The 15,220-nt window shown below is 68.3% G+C and carries 17 protein-coding genes, 4 tRNA genes and 1 pseudogene; 9 read left to right on the top strand and 13 right to left on the bottom strand.

Annotated features, from left to right (window positions below):
- Nucleotides 1-22: 22 nt before the first annotated feature.
- Entirely contained in the window at nt 23-1,216 is a 1,194-nt protein-coding gene (locus E0W80_RS02010) for an HRDC domain-containing protein (RefSeq protein ID WP_131491121.1), read from the bottom strand.
- The gene (locus tag E0W80_RS02005; protein WP_047519441.1) at nt 1,209-1,790 is read right to left on the bottom strand and encodes a DUF3000 domain-containing protein; all 582 of its coding nucleotides are present in this window, start codon (nt 1,788-1,790) and stop codon (nt 1,209-1,211) included. Before E0W80_RS02005 ends, E0W80_RS02010 begins: the two co-directional genes overlap by 8 nt.
- Before the next feature lie 25 nt (nt 1,791-1,815).
- On the opposite strand from E0W80_RS02005, the gene E0W80_RS02000 reads away from it, so the two are divergent.
- Entirely contained in the window at nt 1,816-2,970 is a 1,155-nt protein-coding gene (locus tag E0W80_RS02000; protein WP_131491120.1) for an alpha/beta fold hydrolase, read from the top strand.
- On the opposite strand, the gene E0W80_RS01995 is transcribed toward E0W80_RS02000, so the two are convergent.
- The gene (locus E0W80_RS01995; protein ID WP_047519445.1) at nt 2,954-3,385 is read right to left on the bottom strand and encodes a SufE family protein; all 432 of its coding nucleotides are present in this window, start codon (nt 3,383-3,385) and stop codon (nt 2,954-2,956) included. The genes E0W80_RS02000 and E0W80_RS01995 overlap by 17 nt on opposite strands.
- A gap of 19 nt (nt 3,386-3,404) precedes the next feature.
- A complete protein-coding gene (locus E0W80_RS01990; protein WP_131491119.1) occupies nt 3,405-4,298 on the bottom strand; it encodes a sulfurtransferase in 894 nt (297 codons plus the stop codon).
- A gap of 146 nt (nt 4,299-4,444) precedes the next feature.
- Here E0W80_RS01990 and zapE point away from each other — a divergent pair, with 146 nt between their 5' ends.
- From zapE to E0W80_RS01975, 3 genes are all read left to right on the top strand, one after another.
- Nucleotides 4,445-5,470, top strand: coding sequence for a cell division protein ZapE (gene zapE / locus E0W80_RS01985; protein ID WP_131491118.1), 1,026 nt, complete (start codon nt 4,445-4,447; stop codon nt 5,468-5,470).
- A gap of 134 nt (nt 5,471-5,604) precedes the next feature.
- Nucleotides 5,605-6,843 carry an ammonium transporter gene (locus E0W80_RS01980; protein WP_047519451.1) on the top strand — a complete coding sequence of 413 codons (1,239 nt, stop codon included), beginning with the start codon at nt 5,605-5,607 and terminating at the stop codon, nt 6,841-6,843.
- A 20-nt stretch (nt 6,844-6,863) separates the two neighbouring features.
- Entirely contained in the window at nt 6,864-7,448 is a 585-nt protein-coding gene (locus E0W80_RS01975; RefSeq protein WP_205802289.1) for a type II toxin-antitoxin system PemK/MazF family toxin, read from the top strand.
- Here the strand turns inward: E0W80_RS01975 and E0W80_RS01970 are convergent.
- Nucleotides 7,414-8,571 (bottom strand): DUF1611 domain-containing protein, encoded by a 1,158-nt coding sequence (locus E0W80_RS01970; RefSeq protein WP_131491117.1) that lies wholly within the window; start codon nt 8,569-8,571, stop codon nt 7,414-7,416. The genes E0W80_RS01975 and E0W80_RS01970 overlap by 35 nt on opposite strands.
- Nucleotides 8,572-8,815: 244 nt before the next feature.
- Between E0W80_RS01970 and E0W80_RS01965 the strand changes: the two genes are divergently transcribed.
- Nucleotides 8,816-9,202 (top strand): SPW repeat protein, encoded by a 387-nt coding sequence (locus E0W80_RS01965; protein WP_047519453.1) that lies wholly within the window; start codon nt 8,816-8,818, stop codon nt 9,200-9,202.
- A 59-nt stretch (nt 9,203-9,261) separates the two neighbouring features.
- Here E0W80_RS01965 and E0W80_RS01960 read toward each other — a convergent pair whose 3' ends face one another.
- Nucleotides 9,262-9,708: a GIY-YIG nuclease family protein gene (locus E0W80_RS01960; protein ID WP_131491346.1), complete on the bottom strand. Its 447-nt coding sequence runs from the start codon at nt 9,706-9,708 to the stop codon at nt 9,262-9,264.
- A 134-nt stretch (nt 9,709-9,842) separates the two neighbouring features.
- Between E0W80_RS01960 and E0W80_RS01955 the strand changes: the two genes are divergently transcribed.
- Entirely contained in the window at nt 9,843-10,904 is a 1,062-nt protein-coding gene (locus E0W80_RS01955; protein WP_131491116.1) for a PQQ-dependent sugar dehydrogenase, read from the top strand.
- 17 nt (nt 10,905-10,921) lie between these two features.
- Here E0W80_RS01955 and E0W80_RS01950 read toward each other — a convergent pair.
- Nucleotides 10,922-10,997: transfer RNA gene (locus E0W80_RS01950), tRNA-Val, on the bottom strand.
- Nucleotides 10,998-11,148: 151 nt separating this feature from the next.
- On the opposite strand from E0W80_RS01950, the gene E0W80_RS01945 reads away from it, so the two are divergent.
- From E0W80_RS01945 to E0W80_RS01935, 3 genes are all read left to right on the top strand, one after another.
- A tRNA-Gly gene (locus E0W80_RS01945) sits at nt 11,149-11,221 on the top strand.
- A gap of 54 nt (nt 11,222-11,275) precedes the next feature.
- Nucleotides 11,276-11,346 (top strand) — tRNA-Cys (locus E0W80_RS01940).
- 27 nt (nt 11,347-11,373) lie between these two features.
- Nucleotides 11,374-11,448, top strand: a tRNA-Val gene (locus E0W80_RS01935).
- An 823-nt stretch (nt 11,449-12,271) separates the two neighbouring features.
- Here E0W80_RS01935 and E0W80_RS19530 read toward each other — a convergent pair.
- The 6 genes and pseudogenes from E0W80_RS19530 to E0W80_RS01900 all read right to left on the bottom strand — a co-directional run.
- Nucleotides 12,272-12,412, bottom strand: a pseudogene (locus E0W80_RS19530) (translation initiation factor IF-2 N-terminal domain-containing protein); the annotation flags it as partial.
- A gap of 263 nt (nt 12,413-12,675) precedes the next feature.
- Nucleotides 12,676-13,602, bottom strand: a complete 927-nt coding sequence (locus E0W80_RS01920; RefSeq protein ID WP_131491115.1) for a hypothetical protein — start codon at nt 13,600-13,602, stop codon at nt 12,676-12,678.
- Between the two features lie 46 nt (nt 13,603-13,648).
- A complete protein-coding gene (locus E0W80_RS01915) occupies nt 13,649-13,954 on the bottom strand; it encodes a hypothetical protein (RefSeq protein WP_131491114.1) in 306 nt (101 codons plus the stop codon).
- Complete coding sequence (locus E0W80_RS01910) at nt 13,951-14,298, bottom strand: hypothetical protein (protein ID WP_131491113.1); 348 nt, start codon at nt 14,296-14,298, stop codon at nt 13,951-13,953. The genes E0W80_RS01915 and E0W80_RS01910 overlap by 4 nt, the downstream gene beginning before the upstream one ends.
- Nucleotides 14,295-14,549, bottom strand: a complete 255-nt coding sequence (locus E0W80_RS01905) for a hypothetical protein (RefSeq protein WP_131491112.1) — start codon at nt 14,547-14,549, stop codon at nt 14,295-14,297. Before E0W80_RS01905 ends, E0W80_RS01910 begins: the two co-directional genes overlap by 4 nt.
- Complete coding sequence (locus E0W80_RS01900; protein ID WP_131491111.1) at nt 14,549-15,040, bottom strand: hypothetical protein; 492 nt, start codon at nt 15,038-15,040, stop codon at nt 14,549-14,551. The genes E0W80_RS01905 and E0W80_RS01900 overlap by 1 nt, the downstream gene beginning before the upstream one ends.
- Nucleotides 15,041-15,220 lie beyond the last annotated feature (180 nt).

Here is a 15,220-nt window from a genome sequence, read left to right as displayed (position 1 = left end):
GGAGGAATCGGTTGGATCGAACCTACGAAGCGGTCGCGGGGGTCGCGTCGGGCGTTTGCGCGGCTTCTACAAAGGCCGCAGCGATCTTCTGTGCGGTCTGTGCAATCTGCCAGGGGCGGGCGCCCAGTGCGGCCAGTGCAGCGCCGATCTCCTCCGGAGTCTCTCCCGGCAGCTCCCAGGCCACGCGGCGCAGATACTCCGGCGTCAGGAGGTTCTCGGTCGGCATCCCCAGCTCTTCGGCCGTGGCCTCCACGACGGGTCGCGCAGCCTTGAGTCGCGCATCCGCTTCGGGGTTCCGGTCTGCCCACGCGCGGGGCGGGGGAAGGCTGTCACCCGGCACGCGCTCACGGGGGAGGTCTTCCGTCGCCCTGCCCTCGACGATGGCCTGCCACCAGCGGTCGAGCTGTGTGCGACTGGCGCGCCCCTGGAACTCCTTGACGCCGGCCAGAGCCTGCTTCGACGGCGGGTTCGCCATGACCGCGGCCACCAGGGAGCGGTCCGGCACGAGTCGTCCGGGCGAGACGTCCTGGTCCTGCGCGTATGCCTCGCGGGCTTGCCACAGAGAGCGGGCGACCGCGAGGTTGCGGGCGCCGCGCACCTGATGCAGGCCGCTGAGTCGGCGCCAGGGGTCTTCTCTCGGGGGTTTGGGCGCGCGTGTCAGGGTGGCGGCGAACTCCTCCGCCGCGATCTCCGTCTTGCCCTGCTCCTCGAGCTCCAGGACGAGGGCATCCCGGACGTCGATCAGATGCAGGACGTCGAGAGCGGCATACTCCAGCCAGGAGTCCGGAAGCGGACGCGTCGACCAGTCGGCGGCGGAATGCTCCTTCTTGAGCGTGATGCCCAAGGTGTCCTCGACGACCGCCCCGAGCCCGACGCGCTCGTGACCGAGCAGGCGGGAGGCGAGTTCGGTGTCGAAGATGGTCCGCGGTTCCAGGTGGAGCTCCCGAAGGGACGGGAGGTCCTGACTCGCGGCATGCAGTACCCACTCCACGTCGCCGATCGCGTCCTGGAGCGGAGCGAAGTCACCGATCGCAGGCGGATCGAACAGGAAGACCCCCGCGTCGCGACGGAAGACCTGCACGAGGTAGGCGCGTTGCGAGTATCGGAAGCCGGACGCGCGCTCCACGTCCACGGCCACGGGCCCGGTACCGGCGGCGAGCACGGCGCACGCCGCGCGGAACTCCCCAGCATCCGAGATCACGGAGTATTCAGTCACGTACAGCCTTTCGCGCGCCGATCACGGCGATGCCCTCGGAGCCGGGCGGAAGTCCCGCCAGCATTCCGACCAGCTCGGCCCATGCTTCGACGTGGGGTCGGAACGGGCCTTCCGGAGTCCAGGACGCCCGCAATTCTATCTGGGCTCCGTCGCCCTCGATGGCGAGCCCGCCGAATCCCTTCGACAGCGTCTTGGTCGAGGTGCCCGATTCCGAGTGGTAGACGGCCTGGCGGGAGTCGAGCGCATCGACCAGCCACGACCACGTCACATCGGCCAGGAGGGGGTCGGTGCCGATCTCGGTCTCGAGCGGGGCCTGCGCGAAGATGACGATGCGCCAGGAGCCGCCCCATGCCCCTGGTTCCTCCGGATCGTGCAGCAGGACGAACCGGCCGGTGCCGTACACGGACTCGCCGTCACCCTCCGGGCGCACATCGGCGGCGAGGGCGATGGCGAAGGGCGCGAGGCCCTGCGGCGTGGCGATCTCGCGCACCGTGATGTCATCGCGGAACTCGGTCGCGCGCAGTTCGGCCACGGCGCTCTCGAAGGGCGTCCCGGCTTCGGGGGGTGCGGTCACGGCAACAGGCTAGAGTCAGGAAGCGATGAAGAGTCTCAGGCACGCCGTTACCCTCCTTGTCCCCGCCCTGTTCGCTTTCGGGGCGGCGTTCGCTCTCGTCGTGTTCGCCGTGGCCCGGCGAGTGGTCACCCCCATGCGTCGCGCGACCGACACCGAGATCCTCGCCGTCGACACCGGCGCACAGACCATCGAGCTGCAGCGCACTCCCGACACCGAGCTTCCCGGTCGTTACGGCCTGTTCACGACGGGCACCTACGGCTATGTCAAGCTCGGCGCCGTGCTCAGCGCGGACGCGGGGACGGTGCGTCGCAAGCTCCTGACACAGATCGAGCCGGGTGCTCGCGTCGACCGCGCCGCGGCCTTCAGCGGCTACTACTACTCCTCGCCGAGTGAGCTTCATCTGCGGTGGGAGAACCTGCTGATCGGTTCGCCCGCGGGGCCGTGCCCGGCCTGGTATTTCCCGGCGTCGTCGAAGACCTGGGTGGTCCAGGTGCACGGCCGTGGGGCGACACGCGCCGAGTGTCTCCGTGCGGTGCCGGTGCTGCATGCCGCCGGCCTTCCCAACCTCGTCGTGTCCTATCGCAACGACGGCGAGGCCCCGCGCACGAAGGCGGGTGCGTACGCCCTCGGTGCCTCGGAGTGGCGTGACGTCGATGCCGCGATCGCTTATGCGTTGCGGCACGGTGCCGAACGCGTCATCTTGATGGGTTGGTCGATGGGAGGTGCGGTGTCGCTGCAGGCAGCGGTCACCTCCGGGCACCGCGATCGCATCGCCGGGATCATCCTCGAATCGCCGGTCGTCGACTGGCGCACGGTGCTGAGATTCCAGGCGAAGCTCGCCCGCGTACGGGCGCCGCTTCCGGAGCTGGCCATGGGGGCGCTGCAGATGCCCCTCACCGCACGCCTCAGCGGAGCGGATGCGCCGATCCCGTTCGACCGGTTGGACATGGTCGCTCGTGCGGACGAACTCACCGCGCCGGTGCTGATCCTGCACAGCGACGACGACGGATTCGTGCCGGCGGATTCCTCACATGCGTTGCAGGAGGTGCGCCCCGACCTCGTGACCATGCCGCGGTTCACGGTCGCCCGCCACACGAAGCTGTGGAACTACGATCAGGTCGGCTGGACGACTGCGATCACGGACTGGCTCGAGGCTCAGGGCTTCACCGCTTCTGAATGACCTGGTTCTTCGCGCGCATGAGCATTCCGGTCATGCCCCCGATCCGCAACGGCGATACGGCCTTGGTGAGCCCGATCGACTGCGGGTAGTCGTTCGGTATCGCGAGCACCTCATCGGTGGTGAGGCCGGTCAGGCCCTGGACCAGGATGCTCGCGAACCCACGCGTGGTCGGCGCCTCGGGCGGCGCTGAGGCGTGCATGGTGACGATGTCGTCGTCGACCTCGACGTGGATGTACACCGGCGACTGGCACTCGGCGACCCGTTCGTACATCTCCGGGTGCGCCGCGACCTCTGCGGACACGTCGGGAAGCTCGTCCGAGAACTCGAGCAGCAGCAGGAGACGGTCGGCTTCGGGAATCTCCAGGAATCCGTCGCGGATGTCGGCGAGGGCCTCAGGAACGTCGCTTGTGCTCATCCCTGTCATTGTCACATGCTCAGAGCGTGCCGGGCTCGGATCCGGTGACGATGGGAACACGTACAGCGCTACCCCACTCGGTCCAGGAGCCGTCGTAGTTGCGCACGTTCTCGAAGCCCAGGAGGTGCTTGAGGACGAACCAGGTGTGGCTCGACCGCTCGCCGATGCGGCAGTAGGCGACGATCTCATCGCCATCGTTCAGGCCTGCTCCGTCGCGGTAGATCTCATCGAGCTCGGCGCGGCTGCGGAAACCGCCGTCTTCCGCGACAGCCTTCGCCCACGGTACGCTCTGCGCGGTCGGGATGTGGCCGGCACGGAGCGAACCCTCTTCGGGGTATGCGGGAGCCGTCGTGCGCTCTCCGTTGTACTCCTCGGGGGAGCGGACATCGATCAGCGGGTTGCCGATGTGGGCGAGGACGTCCTCCTTGTAGGCGCGGAGCACCGAGTCATCGCGCTCGACCACCGGGTACTCGGTCGCTGGGCGGCTGGTCGCCTCGCGGGTGATCTCTCGGCCCTCGGCGATCCAGCGATCGCGTCCGCCGTCGAGAAGGCGGACGTCTTCATGGCCGAACAGGGAGAAGACCCAGAGGGCGTAGGCCGCCCACCAGTTGTTCTTGTCGCCGTAGATCACGACGGTGTCGTCACGGGAGATGCCCTTGCGGCTCAGCAGTTCCGCGAAGCCCTCGCCGTCGACGTAGTCGCGGACGACGGGGTCGTTGAGCTCGGTGTGCCAGTCGACCTTCACCGCACCCGGGATGTGGCCCGTCTCATAGAGAAGCACGTCCTCATCCGACTCGACGACGACGAGTCCGGGCGTTCCGAGCCGCTGGGCGAGCCACTCCGTGGTCACGAGGCGACCGGGCTCGGCGTACTCGGCGAACTTGGGGGAGGAGGAATCGAACTCGATGGCCATGGGATCTCCGAAGCGTGTGAGCGGACGAGGGGGTGAGTGCGGACGGCGTAGTGTTGATCCGTCCCTTCGACGATAGATCCCCGCCGAGCACCCTGCGCCCGATTCGTAAGACTTCGACACAGGCCAGCACCCGATTCAGGACCGTGATGACCGACACGACCAGCCGCACCGTGCACCTCACCGATCGTCAGCCGACGGTCACCGGACCCGAGATGCTGGCGAGCCTGGTGCCGCCGCCCCAGTTCGACACGGCGACTTTCGACAGCTATCGCGCGGATCCTGCCTATCCTTCGCAGGAGGAGGCGAAGGAGACGTTGATGCGTTTCGCGGGCCGCGGCCCCGCGGTGAAGCGCGGCGGCCTCTTCAGCCGCGCGAAGAAGGAACCCGAGCTCAAACCCGGTGTCTACCTCGACGGCGGCTTCGGTGTCGGCAAGACCCACCTGCTCGCTTCCATCTATCACGCGATGCCGGCCCGACGGAAGTACTTCGGTTCCTTCATCGAGTACACCGCCCTGGTCGGGGCCCTCGGATACAAGAACACCGTCGACCTGCTCAAGGGCGCGGATCTGCTGTGCATCGACGAGTTCGAGCTCGACGATCCGGGCGACACCATGGTCATGACCCGCCTCATCGGAGAGCTCGTTCCCACGGGGACCCGCCTGGCGGCGACCTCCAACACCCCACCGAACGCGCTCGGCGAGGGAAGATTCGCCGCACAGGACTTCCTCCGCGAGATCCACGCCATGTCCGACAGCTTCCAGACCCTGCGCATCGACGGAGTGGACTTCCGCCAGCGGGCGATCGACGGACACGCCGTGGTTCTGGATGCCGACGCCTATGAAGCGGCAGCAGCGACGGCGGACGGCACGGCGTCCGACGACCGGTTCGACGATGTGATCCGTCACCTCGCCCAGGTGCACCCGTCTCGCTACATCCGATTGATCGAAGGTCTCGATCAGGTCGGGCTGCGCGACGTGCATCAGCTCACCGATCAGTCCGAGGCGCTGCGCTTCGTCGCCTTCGTCGACCGCGTGTACGACGCCCAGATCCCCGTCATCGCGACCGGGCTCGGGCTCGATTCGGTGTTCTCCGAGGAGATGCTGGCCGGCGGATACCGCAAGAAGTACCTGCGCGCGGTCTCTCGACTCAACGCCTTGACGCATTCTGCGTAACCCCGAAGGGCCGCGTAACGCGATGTTCACACCAGGAGCGGCGCTGTAACAGCGGGGAAACAAACCTCACGCATGCGCGAAACGGCGCGTCGTCACACTGAAGCTCTCAATTACTTCGGATGTGAGGTTTTCCTATGGATGCTCCCGGCAACATCTCGTGGGCGATCACCGCGACAGCGCTCGTTCTGCTCATGACGCCCGGCGTCGCCTTCTTCTACGGAGGTCTCGTCAAGGCGAAGAGCGTCGTCAGCATGATGATGATGAGCTTCGGCTCGATCGGACTTGTCGCCGTGCTGTGGATTCTCTTCGGCTTCTCGATGAGCGCCGTCGACAGCCCGACCGCCTTCGCAGGCAACCCCTTCGCCGACTTCGGGCTGTCCAGCCTGGCGTCCGGTGAAGGATCGAACGTCGCGCTCCTGGGCGTCGCTTACGGCGCGACCTTCGCGATCATCACCGTCGCGCTGATCTCCGGAGCGATCGCGGATCGTGCCAAGTTCGGCAGCTGGCTGATCTTCGCCGGCATCTTCGCCACGGTCGGCTACTTCCCGGTCGCCGCGTGGGTCTGGGGTGGCGGCTGGATCATGAACCTCGGCACGACGCTCTTCGGTGAGGACAGCGGCATCGGCGTGATCGACTACGCCGGCGGTACTGCGGTCCACATCAACGCGGGTGCAGCCGCCCTGGCGCTCGCTCTGGTCCTCGGAAAGCGCATCGGCTTCCAGAAGGGCATCCTGAAGCCGCACAACGTGCCGCTGACCCTCCTCGGTGCCGCACTGCTGTGGTTCGGCTGGTTCGGTTTCAACGCCGGTGCGGAGTGGCTCGCTGAGGACATGGGCGGAGTCGGACTCATCGGGCTGAACACGCTCGGCGCCACCGCGGCCGCGATCCTGGGCTGGATCCTCATCGAGCGCATCAAGGACGGCAAGGCGACTTCGGTCGGTGCAGCCTCCGGTGCCGTCGCCGGTCTCGTCGCCATCACCCCGGCCTGCGCCAACCTCACCCCGGGCTGGTCCCTCCTGCTCGGTGCCGTAGCCGGTATCGTCTGCGCCCTCGCTGTCGAGCTGAAGTTCCGTCTCGGCTTCGACGACTCGCTCGATGTGGTCGGTATCCACCTCGTCGGCGGTCTGATCGGAACCCTGTACCTCGGCTTCTTCGCCACCGACACGGGTCTGTTCGTCGGCGGCGACGCCCGCCAGCTCGCCGTGCAGGTCATCGCCGCGGTCGGCGTGCTGATCTACTCCTTCGTGGTCGCCTTCCTCATCGGCTTCGCGATCGAGAAGACGATCGGATTCCGCGTCACGAGCGAGGACGAGATCGCCGGTGTCGACCAGGTCGTCCACGGCGAGGAGGGATACGCACTCGTCGACGCGTGAACTGCGGTTAGGGTGACCGAGTGGGCAAGAGCAACAGCATCCTGACATCACTCCTGGACATCCTGCGCAAGGCAGTGGGTTCCGGCCGGGCGCCTCGGACATCAGGTCCGAGGCGCCCGGCCGCGCGTTTGCGCACCGAGGAGCAACGGCCCGCGCCGTCGTCGTCGACGGTGGAGCGGGGGCGGATGAGCGGCAGCGAGACCGTTCGCGTCGATCCGGACCGGATCACACGTCTGGAGGTCGCCTACGCGCCGCAGCGCGACGGGGCGCCGGATGCGGGGGAGATCGTCTGGACCTGGGTGCCGTATGAGGAGAACGACGGACGCGGCAAGGATCGTCCCGTTCTCGTGATCGGACGCGAGTCCGCTGAGCGCGTGTACGCCGTGCGCATGACGAGCAGACCCCATGACGGCGACCGCGACTATCTCTCGATCGGCACGGGGGAGTGGGACGCGCAGAGACGCGAATCCTGGGTCGACATCGAACAGCTCTACAGCGTGCACGAGCGAGGACTCCGTCGAGAAGCCGCCGTCCTCGACCGACGCCGCTACGACCGGGTCGGTGCCGCTCTCACACGACGCTACGGATGGTCGGCCGCGGGGTGAGGGCAGGGAACGCCTGCAGCACCATGTCGACGAGTTCCCCCAGCGGGCGGGTCAGCGGATCCGTGGCGGGGAGGCCGGTGTCGATCTCGATCCCGTCGATCGCCGCTGTGAGCTGATCCGCGGAGAGGTTCTCGTGATTCACGGTCACACCGATCACACGCGTGTCGGCGAAGGCCTCGATGAGAGCGATCTCGCTGTCGACCGTCGGCATCGCGACCATCGGGAAGTCTCCGAGCACCGTGCGGCCCGGGGCATGCTGCACGATCACTCCGGCAGGCCGGCTCCCACGGAGGATGTGCGCCGACGTGATGTACGCCGGGTGGCTGAGCGCGCCTTGCCCCTCGACGATGATCACGTCCGGGTCTTCGCCCTCGAACGCCGCGACCACCTGGTTCTCGACCTCACCTGAGCAGTACTGCGGGACGAGTGCGTCGAGCGCCACGCCGTAGCGGCCGCCCTGGATGATCGTGGTCTGTCCGGTGCCGACCATGACGGCATGGATGCCGCGTTCGTTCAGCGCACGAACCAGGATCGTCGCGGTGGTGCGCTTGCCGATGGCTCCGTCGGTGCCGAGGATCGCGATGCGCGGGCAGGTCACGTCGAAGATCCGCCCGGAGAACAGGTGGAGGTCCTTCTTCTCGCGCGGGCGGCGGATGTCGGTGATCGTCACTCCGGCCAGCAGCGCGGCGGCCACGAACTCGGCGTCGTCGGTGAGGAACTCGTGCAGACCGTTGATGATGTGCATGCCTCGAGCGATCCCGTCGAGGAGTACGGTGCGCTGACCCGCCGAGAGGAGGCCGTCTGCCGGTGCGACGCCGCAGATCAGGTAGTCCGGGACGTGACCGGCGTGCGCGATGCCCGTGACGAGATCACTGACGATCGGGAGGCCGTTCGCGGTGCCGTCCAGCAGCATGCCGGCATCCGCACCGGCGTGGGTGCTGTCGATGACACTGAGGATCTCGTACTTCTCGGAGTGGCGGACCAGTCCGTTCGCCGTCTTGCCGTCCTGCTCCCCGAATTGACCTTCGCAGTAGACGATCGCCGTCGAGCCGCTCGGGAGGGCGATGGGTGCGGCCCATGCGTGCGCAGGGTCTCGGAAAGCAGGGGTTGACGGGATGGGCATGACGCTCCTCGGGCTCACACAGAGGAGGCGACGGAGAACGAAATGACCGATGAGGCCCGTTGGTCGACGAGAAGTCTTCCCTGATGCCGGCGAGTTGCCGACAGTGCTCACCGTAGCAGCGCCGCCTGGGACCGAGCCGCGAACACTCGCCCGTCACCCTTCCCGAAGCCGAGGGCAATCCGATGCGAGGAGGGCTTCGAACCAGTGGTGAGTCGCGTTCAGCGGCGCCACACAAGGAGGAATCATGCGTTTCATCCCCACCAAGGTCCACGGAGCTCTCGACTACATCGTCGGCATCGCCCTGATCGCCGCGCCCTGGCTGTTCGGCTTCGCGAGCATGGGCGGACCCGCGGTCATCATCCCGATCGTCCTCGGCATCGGGCTCATCGTCTACAGCCTGTTCACGAAGTACGAGTGGGGTCCGTTCGGCTTCATCCCGATGCCCGTGCATCTCGTGTTCGACATCGTCGCCAGCCTGTTCCTCGCGCTGTCGCCCTGGATCTTCGGCTTCTCCGGAGAGGCTCTCAACGTCTGGCTGCCGCACGTCGTGGTGGGGGCAGCGGTGATCGTCGTCGTCCTCTTCTCGCAGCCGGAGCCTGCGAACGCACGAGGACGCGCAGCCACGGCCTGATCACGCCCCGATACGCGGTGCCGGGCGACTGGACTTCCCGAAGCAGTCGCCCGGCATCGTCATGTGACGGCCCACCCGCGGTCATCGTCTCCGCGTAGCGCTGCGCTCAGCCAACGCGCGTAGAGCACCCAGGGTTCTCCCTCGTGGCGGAGGTGCGAGACGTGCGCGCGCAGAGCCGCGGTGAGGGTGAACCATTCGCCGCCCTCGCGGATGGAGGCGAAGTCGCGGTGTCGCTGCTGCTCCAGGGACCGCCCTCCTCGTTCGAAGGCGAGGAGCTCGTCGTGCCGGAGCGCGGCGAGGCGTCTGCGGGGGTTGCTGCTCGTCCCGATCTTCACGCGCTCGTCGAAGCGGATGTAGTAGACGACGTCGACGCGGGGGAGCGGGAGGTCGGCGTCCGGTACATCACCGTAGCGCCAGCCGCACGCCGCACAGCACCAGTGCTCCTCGGTGCGGAACCCCGTACCGCCGCCGCAGAGCGTGCACGGACCGGGGAGAGCGTGAGTCATCGACACCGGGGCAGAATACGCGCACGGTCGGACAGAACCGACGATGCGACCGAGGAACGGTGCCCCCGGGTCTTCTGCCTGCGTGGTCGTGCGTTTAGCCTCGAGGGGAAGCGTACGGTCCGGAAGGAGCGGTGATGGAGTCGAAGGTGCGACGTGTCCTGTGCGCGTTGGGCATCGCGTCGTTGTCCTCGTTGCTTCTGAGCGCCTGCGCGCCGCTACCTCAAAGCGTCTCTCAGCGCGAAGCCCCGGGGGAGACGTCGACGGTCGTCGAAGATCTGGCCGCGCCGTGGTCCATCGCTTTCCATGAGGGGGCCGCGCTGATCAGCGAGCGCGACACCGCGCGGGTGCTGGAGGTCTCCGACGACGGGGACGTGCGTGAGGTCGCGGTGATCGACGGAGTGGAGCCACGAGGCGAAGGCGGTCTCCTGGGCATCGCCGTCCAGGAGGGATGGCTCTACGCGTACTCCACAGCGGCGGACGAGAACCGGGTGCAGCGGTTTCCGCTGTCCGGCTCCCCGGGATCGATCGAGCTCGGTGATCCCGAGATGGTTCTCTCGGGACTCGCGGCCGCGACGAATCACAACGGAGGCCGCATCGCGTTCGGTCCGGACGGCATGCTGTACGTGACCGTCGGCGACGCCGGCGATCGCGAGAGCGCACAGGATCCGAGGAGTCTTTCGGGGAAGATCCTCCGCATCGCACCGGACGGCGGCATACCCGAGGACAACCCGTTCGAGGGCTCACCCGTGTACAGCCTCGGCCACCGCAACCCGCAGGGACTGGCCTGGGACGATCGCGGCACGATGTACGCGAGCGAATTCGGCCAGGACACCTGGGATGAGCTCAACGTCATCGAGGCGGGCGGCAACTACGGGTGGCCGGAGGTCGAGGGCGTCGGAGATCGTGGCACCTTCATCGATCCCGTGCAGCAGTGGGCCCCGGATGCGGCGAGTCCCAGCGGGATCGCGATCGCGGACGGCGCGATCTTCGTCGCCAACCTTCGCGGTGAGCGGGTGCGTCGCGTACCGCTCGGCGACCTGTCCGCCTCCACCGAGTTCTTCCCGGGTGAGTACGGTCGGATCCGCGATGTGGCGGTGGCTCCGGATGGCGCGCTCTGGGTTCTGACCAACAACACGGATGGCCGTGGTCGCCCTGCGACCGGTGACGACAGGGTCATCCGCATCATGCTGGAGTAGCGGCGAATCGGAGGTTATGGTGGGCGATACCGGACTCGAACCGATGACCTCTTCCGTGTGAAGGAAGCGCGCTACCAACTGCGCCAATCGCCCATACCCGCGGGGTACGTCAACCGATACTACCCGACGCTCGGAGCCCTCGCGGACCAGTCAGCGAGACACGCGCGAGATTCGCAACGGGTTTGGCGGACGGGAAATCTTCGGCTAATGTTTCATGAGTGCCCGGGACAACCGGGAACGAAATGCGGATGTAGCGCAGTTGGTAGCGCACAACCTTGCCAAGGTTGGGGTCGCGAGTTCGAGTCTCGTCATCCGCTCGAGTGCAGAGGATCTTCTTCGGAAGGTCCTTCGCACGTGGGGTCAATCCACACGGTGGCGTGGCCGAGCGGCTAGGCACCGGCCTGCAAAGCCGTTTACACGGGTTCGAATCCCGTCGCCACCTCACGGGAAAACTGAATAGCCCCAACGGGCGCGATTGGCGCAGCGGTAGCGCGCTTCCCTGACACGGAAGAGGTCACTGGTTCGATCCCAGTATCGCGCACCACCAAAAACCCCGGTTCAGCCGGGGTTTTTGCATTCCCAGACCCGCCGAGCGTCGCCCGCGTGCAATCTACGTGCAATCCAGCGGGGATTCAGAACACTTCGACGTGCTCCACGTCGATCAGCGGAGCATCCCGCGGCCCGGCAGTGTGAGGGTCAATCCAGATGACTTCGTGGGACTTCGTAGACGGGTGCCACTGGCGGCGGCTGTGGCCTCGCACGGTCCAACGGTGATCCGAAGAACGGCGCGGTGTGGCCGGTCCCCGGCTCTTCCCTTCGCCCGTCGGGCGGTACACCAACACGACGTCCGGTCGGCTACGCGGGGTCGTGCCCGAACTCTCGTTAGTTGCGGCTTGCGGAGCGCGGGTCACGCCGAGGTCGCGCGTGCGCGCGGACGCGAGCCGATGGAGCATCCGGGGGGCGTCGCGATCCAACGCGGACACCGGATGCACTCGGACGTTCGGAGCCGCTAGCGCGAGTGAACGCCAGGTCGGCACAGCGCACTCGCCGCCCGCCCACATCAGGAGTTGCTCGGTGTCGGCTAGGTACGCGACCCCCGAATCGCTCGGCGGGAGCGCATCGGGCCGCGCGGGCTCATCCAACTCTCCGAGCGCATCGGTGCGGAGGTAGAAGAAGCGCCGCCCGGCTATCGCGTCCTTCAGCAGGCGGAACATTCGTGCTGAGGGCGCGGCGCTCGCGAGGAGGGCAGTCGCGGCGTCGAGATTCGCGGGCATGACGCGCGGAGTCCATTCGAGGCGCGAGAGGTCACCGAGCGCCGTCGAGTGGAGCGCGAGTAGAAACGCCTCTCCCTCCACAGGCCAGCGCTGACGCATTCGCCGCGCTACGGGCACTTGAATGGTGGACGACGGAGACTTCACGAACTCGCCATCGGCGCGCAGGAACTTCAATAGCACCTTGCTGTCGATGCCGAGTTCGCTAGCCACTTCATGCACGCGCGGTTTGCCCATGCGGCGCACTCTATCGGGATCGGAGGCGCACCCCGCCGAACGTGCCGACGAGGCCGGATGCGCGCCCGTATTCGCCGCAGGCTTCGCGGACGGCAAGCGGACAGGCCGCGCATGTGCTCGGCCGGACGGTCGCGGGGTCGAGGCCGTCGCACGGTACGCGCTCGCCTCGTTCGGTGGCGCGGAGGAGGGCGACGCCGAGGGCGCGGGCTTCGTCGTTCCCCCGATAGGTCGAGAGGCGGACCTCGCTCGCACCGCCCACGGCCTCAGTAGTCGCCGCGGGCGACGAGGGCGTGCAGGCCGTCGAGGTCGAGGTGCGCCCACGGGGCGGCGTTCGGTCGCCCGCCGATCACAGCCCAGCCGCGAACGCCTTCCACGTTCGGCTCGTGCGGCACGCGGCGGCGGAGCACGCGGTCGGGGTCGATGATGTCGAGCACGGCGGAGCGCATTGAGCCGCCGTCCTCGCGGATGCGTTCGCACATGGGGCAGAGGTGCACGGCGAGCGGGTGCGGGCCGACGCCGCCGAGAGTTCCGGGGCTCATGGTGTGCGGGGTCCACGGCGTCGCAGAGCGCTTCGCCACGACTGAGCCGAGCCCGCACCACGCACAGCCGCGTGTCGGGCAAGCGACGGCGCGGGCGGGCATCCGATCGGCGAGGAGGTCGATGTATTCGCGTCGGATCGCGGCGCGGAGGTCGGAGTGGACGTGAAGCCACGGCTCGGAGGCGGCGGTATCGCGGGAGGCGTCCTCCTCCCAGATCGGCGAGAACTGCCGGTGCCATGCGGCGGCGGCACCGGACACGCTGAGCCGGTCGAGGAGAGACATCAGGCCGTCGCCGGTGTACGTGTCCGCGGGCTTCGCGCCCATGACGGCGAGGGCGTGGAACGCCGACACGATGCGGTGTCGTCCGATGCTCGGCGAGCCGATCATGCGGCGAATGTTGGGGTGCGCGTCGAGGATGCGGGCCGCGTGCGCGTCGAGGTCGGCGCACGCGCGGCATTGCCCGAACGTCACTTCGGATAGCGCTTCGATCACACCTCGGCGGGCGTCCGCCCGCCCAGTGACGGCGAACGCCGTGCGGGGCGCGTCGGGTCCGCACGGGGTGCCGCAGTCCTTGCATGCGACATGCTCGGCGTCGGGGAGGATGCGGTGGCCGAGGGGGAGGGATCGGGCGTCGGTGGTCGAGGTGGTCATGGTGTCGTCTCTCTCAGGAACAGTGGAGTACATCGGGGAGTAGGGCTCAGGGATGGCGATGCCGGAGGTCGAGGCGTGTGCCGCACACGCCGTGCGCGCCGCGGAAGCAGTACACGCCGGGTTCGGCGTCGTGTTCAGCGCACCGGACGCTGAGAGCGTCGGGTACGACGGCATCGCGGGCGAGCCGGTCGCGGACGGCGGCGGGAGGCTCGCCGTCGTGCTGTACGACGCTCGGGGCATCGACGCGCGGGGTCGCGGATCGCCATTCGCGGGTCATGATGCGCGTTGCGGCTTCCTGGTCGATGCGGTCATAGTGCGACGTACGCACGCGGTGCGTTTCGCGGTGGCTCATGCTCGGCTCCAGTCGTAGGCGGTGTGATCTTCGGGGATGGTGGCGAGGGCGTCGGCGCGCGTCTCGGCGGCGAGACGGTCGGCGGCGGCGACGATGCCGGGGACTGCCCGTTCGCCGGTCGCTCGGGTGTCGAGGGTCGGTTGTGTCGGCGGTCGGGTGTACACGTCGGCACCGGTCAAGGGTCGGGCGGCGCGTCGAGCCTCGGCGAGTGCCAGCCATTCGCGCACGTCGGCAACGTGAGCGGCGCGGGCGGCGGCGCGGTCGGCGGCGACACGCTCAGCGGTCACGGCGCGGGCTCGCGCTTCGCGTTCAGCGAGGGTCGGCGGTGGGGTGCGTCGAGTCATCGCCAGTCGATCCCCCACGGCGAGGGTCGAACCGTGCTCACAAGTTCGGCGAGGGTCGCGGTCGCCAGGGAGCGGCGTTCCTCGGGCGTCGCGTCAGGCGGGTACGGCGAGGGCGTCTCGATTCCCAGCGCTTCGCGTTTCTTCGCGAGGGCGGCGAGGGCGGCTAGGGCGTCCTCCACGTTCCCGCGTGGCCGGGCGGGGATGCCGAGGGCGGCGCGGATGCGCTCGGGGTCGATGCTCGGACGGATCATCACACGCCCAGCCGTTCACGTTCGGGTGTGCTCAGTAGGCCGACGCCGCCCGCTCTAACCGCGGTGATGATCGCCGCCGCGGAGCGCGGCGTGAGGCCGAGCCCGTCGCGTAGCCGTTCGGCGGTGCGCTCGGCGGCGGTGTGCGCGGCCAGCAGACCGGCGCGCGGTTGTCCGCGGTCGGTGAACGGTGACGCCGCGTCGATGCGCTCACGGATGAGTTGGGCCACGGCCTCGGCGGTCGCCCACGACGACAGCGCCACGGCGAACCGGTCTAGCGCGAGTTCGGGGGCCGCTTCGACGGCACGCTGTGCGAGGTCGCGAGCGAGCGTGGCGACGGCTCCCGGGCGCACGGGTGGATCGCTCTGGGCTGACTCGGGTTCGGGTTTCGGTCGGGAGCGACGTGCCGCCGAGTCGCATTCCCGGCATCCGTGCCGCCCGCGCTTCGTGACGTACACGGCTTCGGCGGGGTGACCGCACGGCGCGGCGTTCATCGGGTACCGCCTCGCGCGGGCGTGTGCGCGCGGGCGTGCATGCGCATAATGCGCGCGGGCGTGCGAGCGGGCGCGGAGCCGACGCCGATAGGGCGCGGTTCGGGGTTGTGGTGGGTGTCGGGCGTGGGTGTCATGGAATCTCCCAGCGGGTCGGGTCGGTCGGGTCGAGGGCGAACAGGG

The sequence above is a fragment of the Microbacterium sp. PI-1 genome, assembly GCF_004337555.1.
In the GTDB taxonomy this organism is placed as follows: domain Bacteria; phylum Actinomycetota; class Actinomycetes; order Actinomycetales; family Microbacteriaceae; genus Microbacterium; species Microbacterium aurugineum.
Note: the sequence above shows the minus strand (reverse complement) of the source record. Positions and strands in the feature narration are given on the sequence as shown.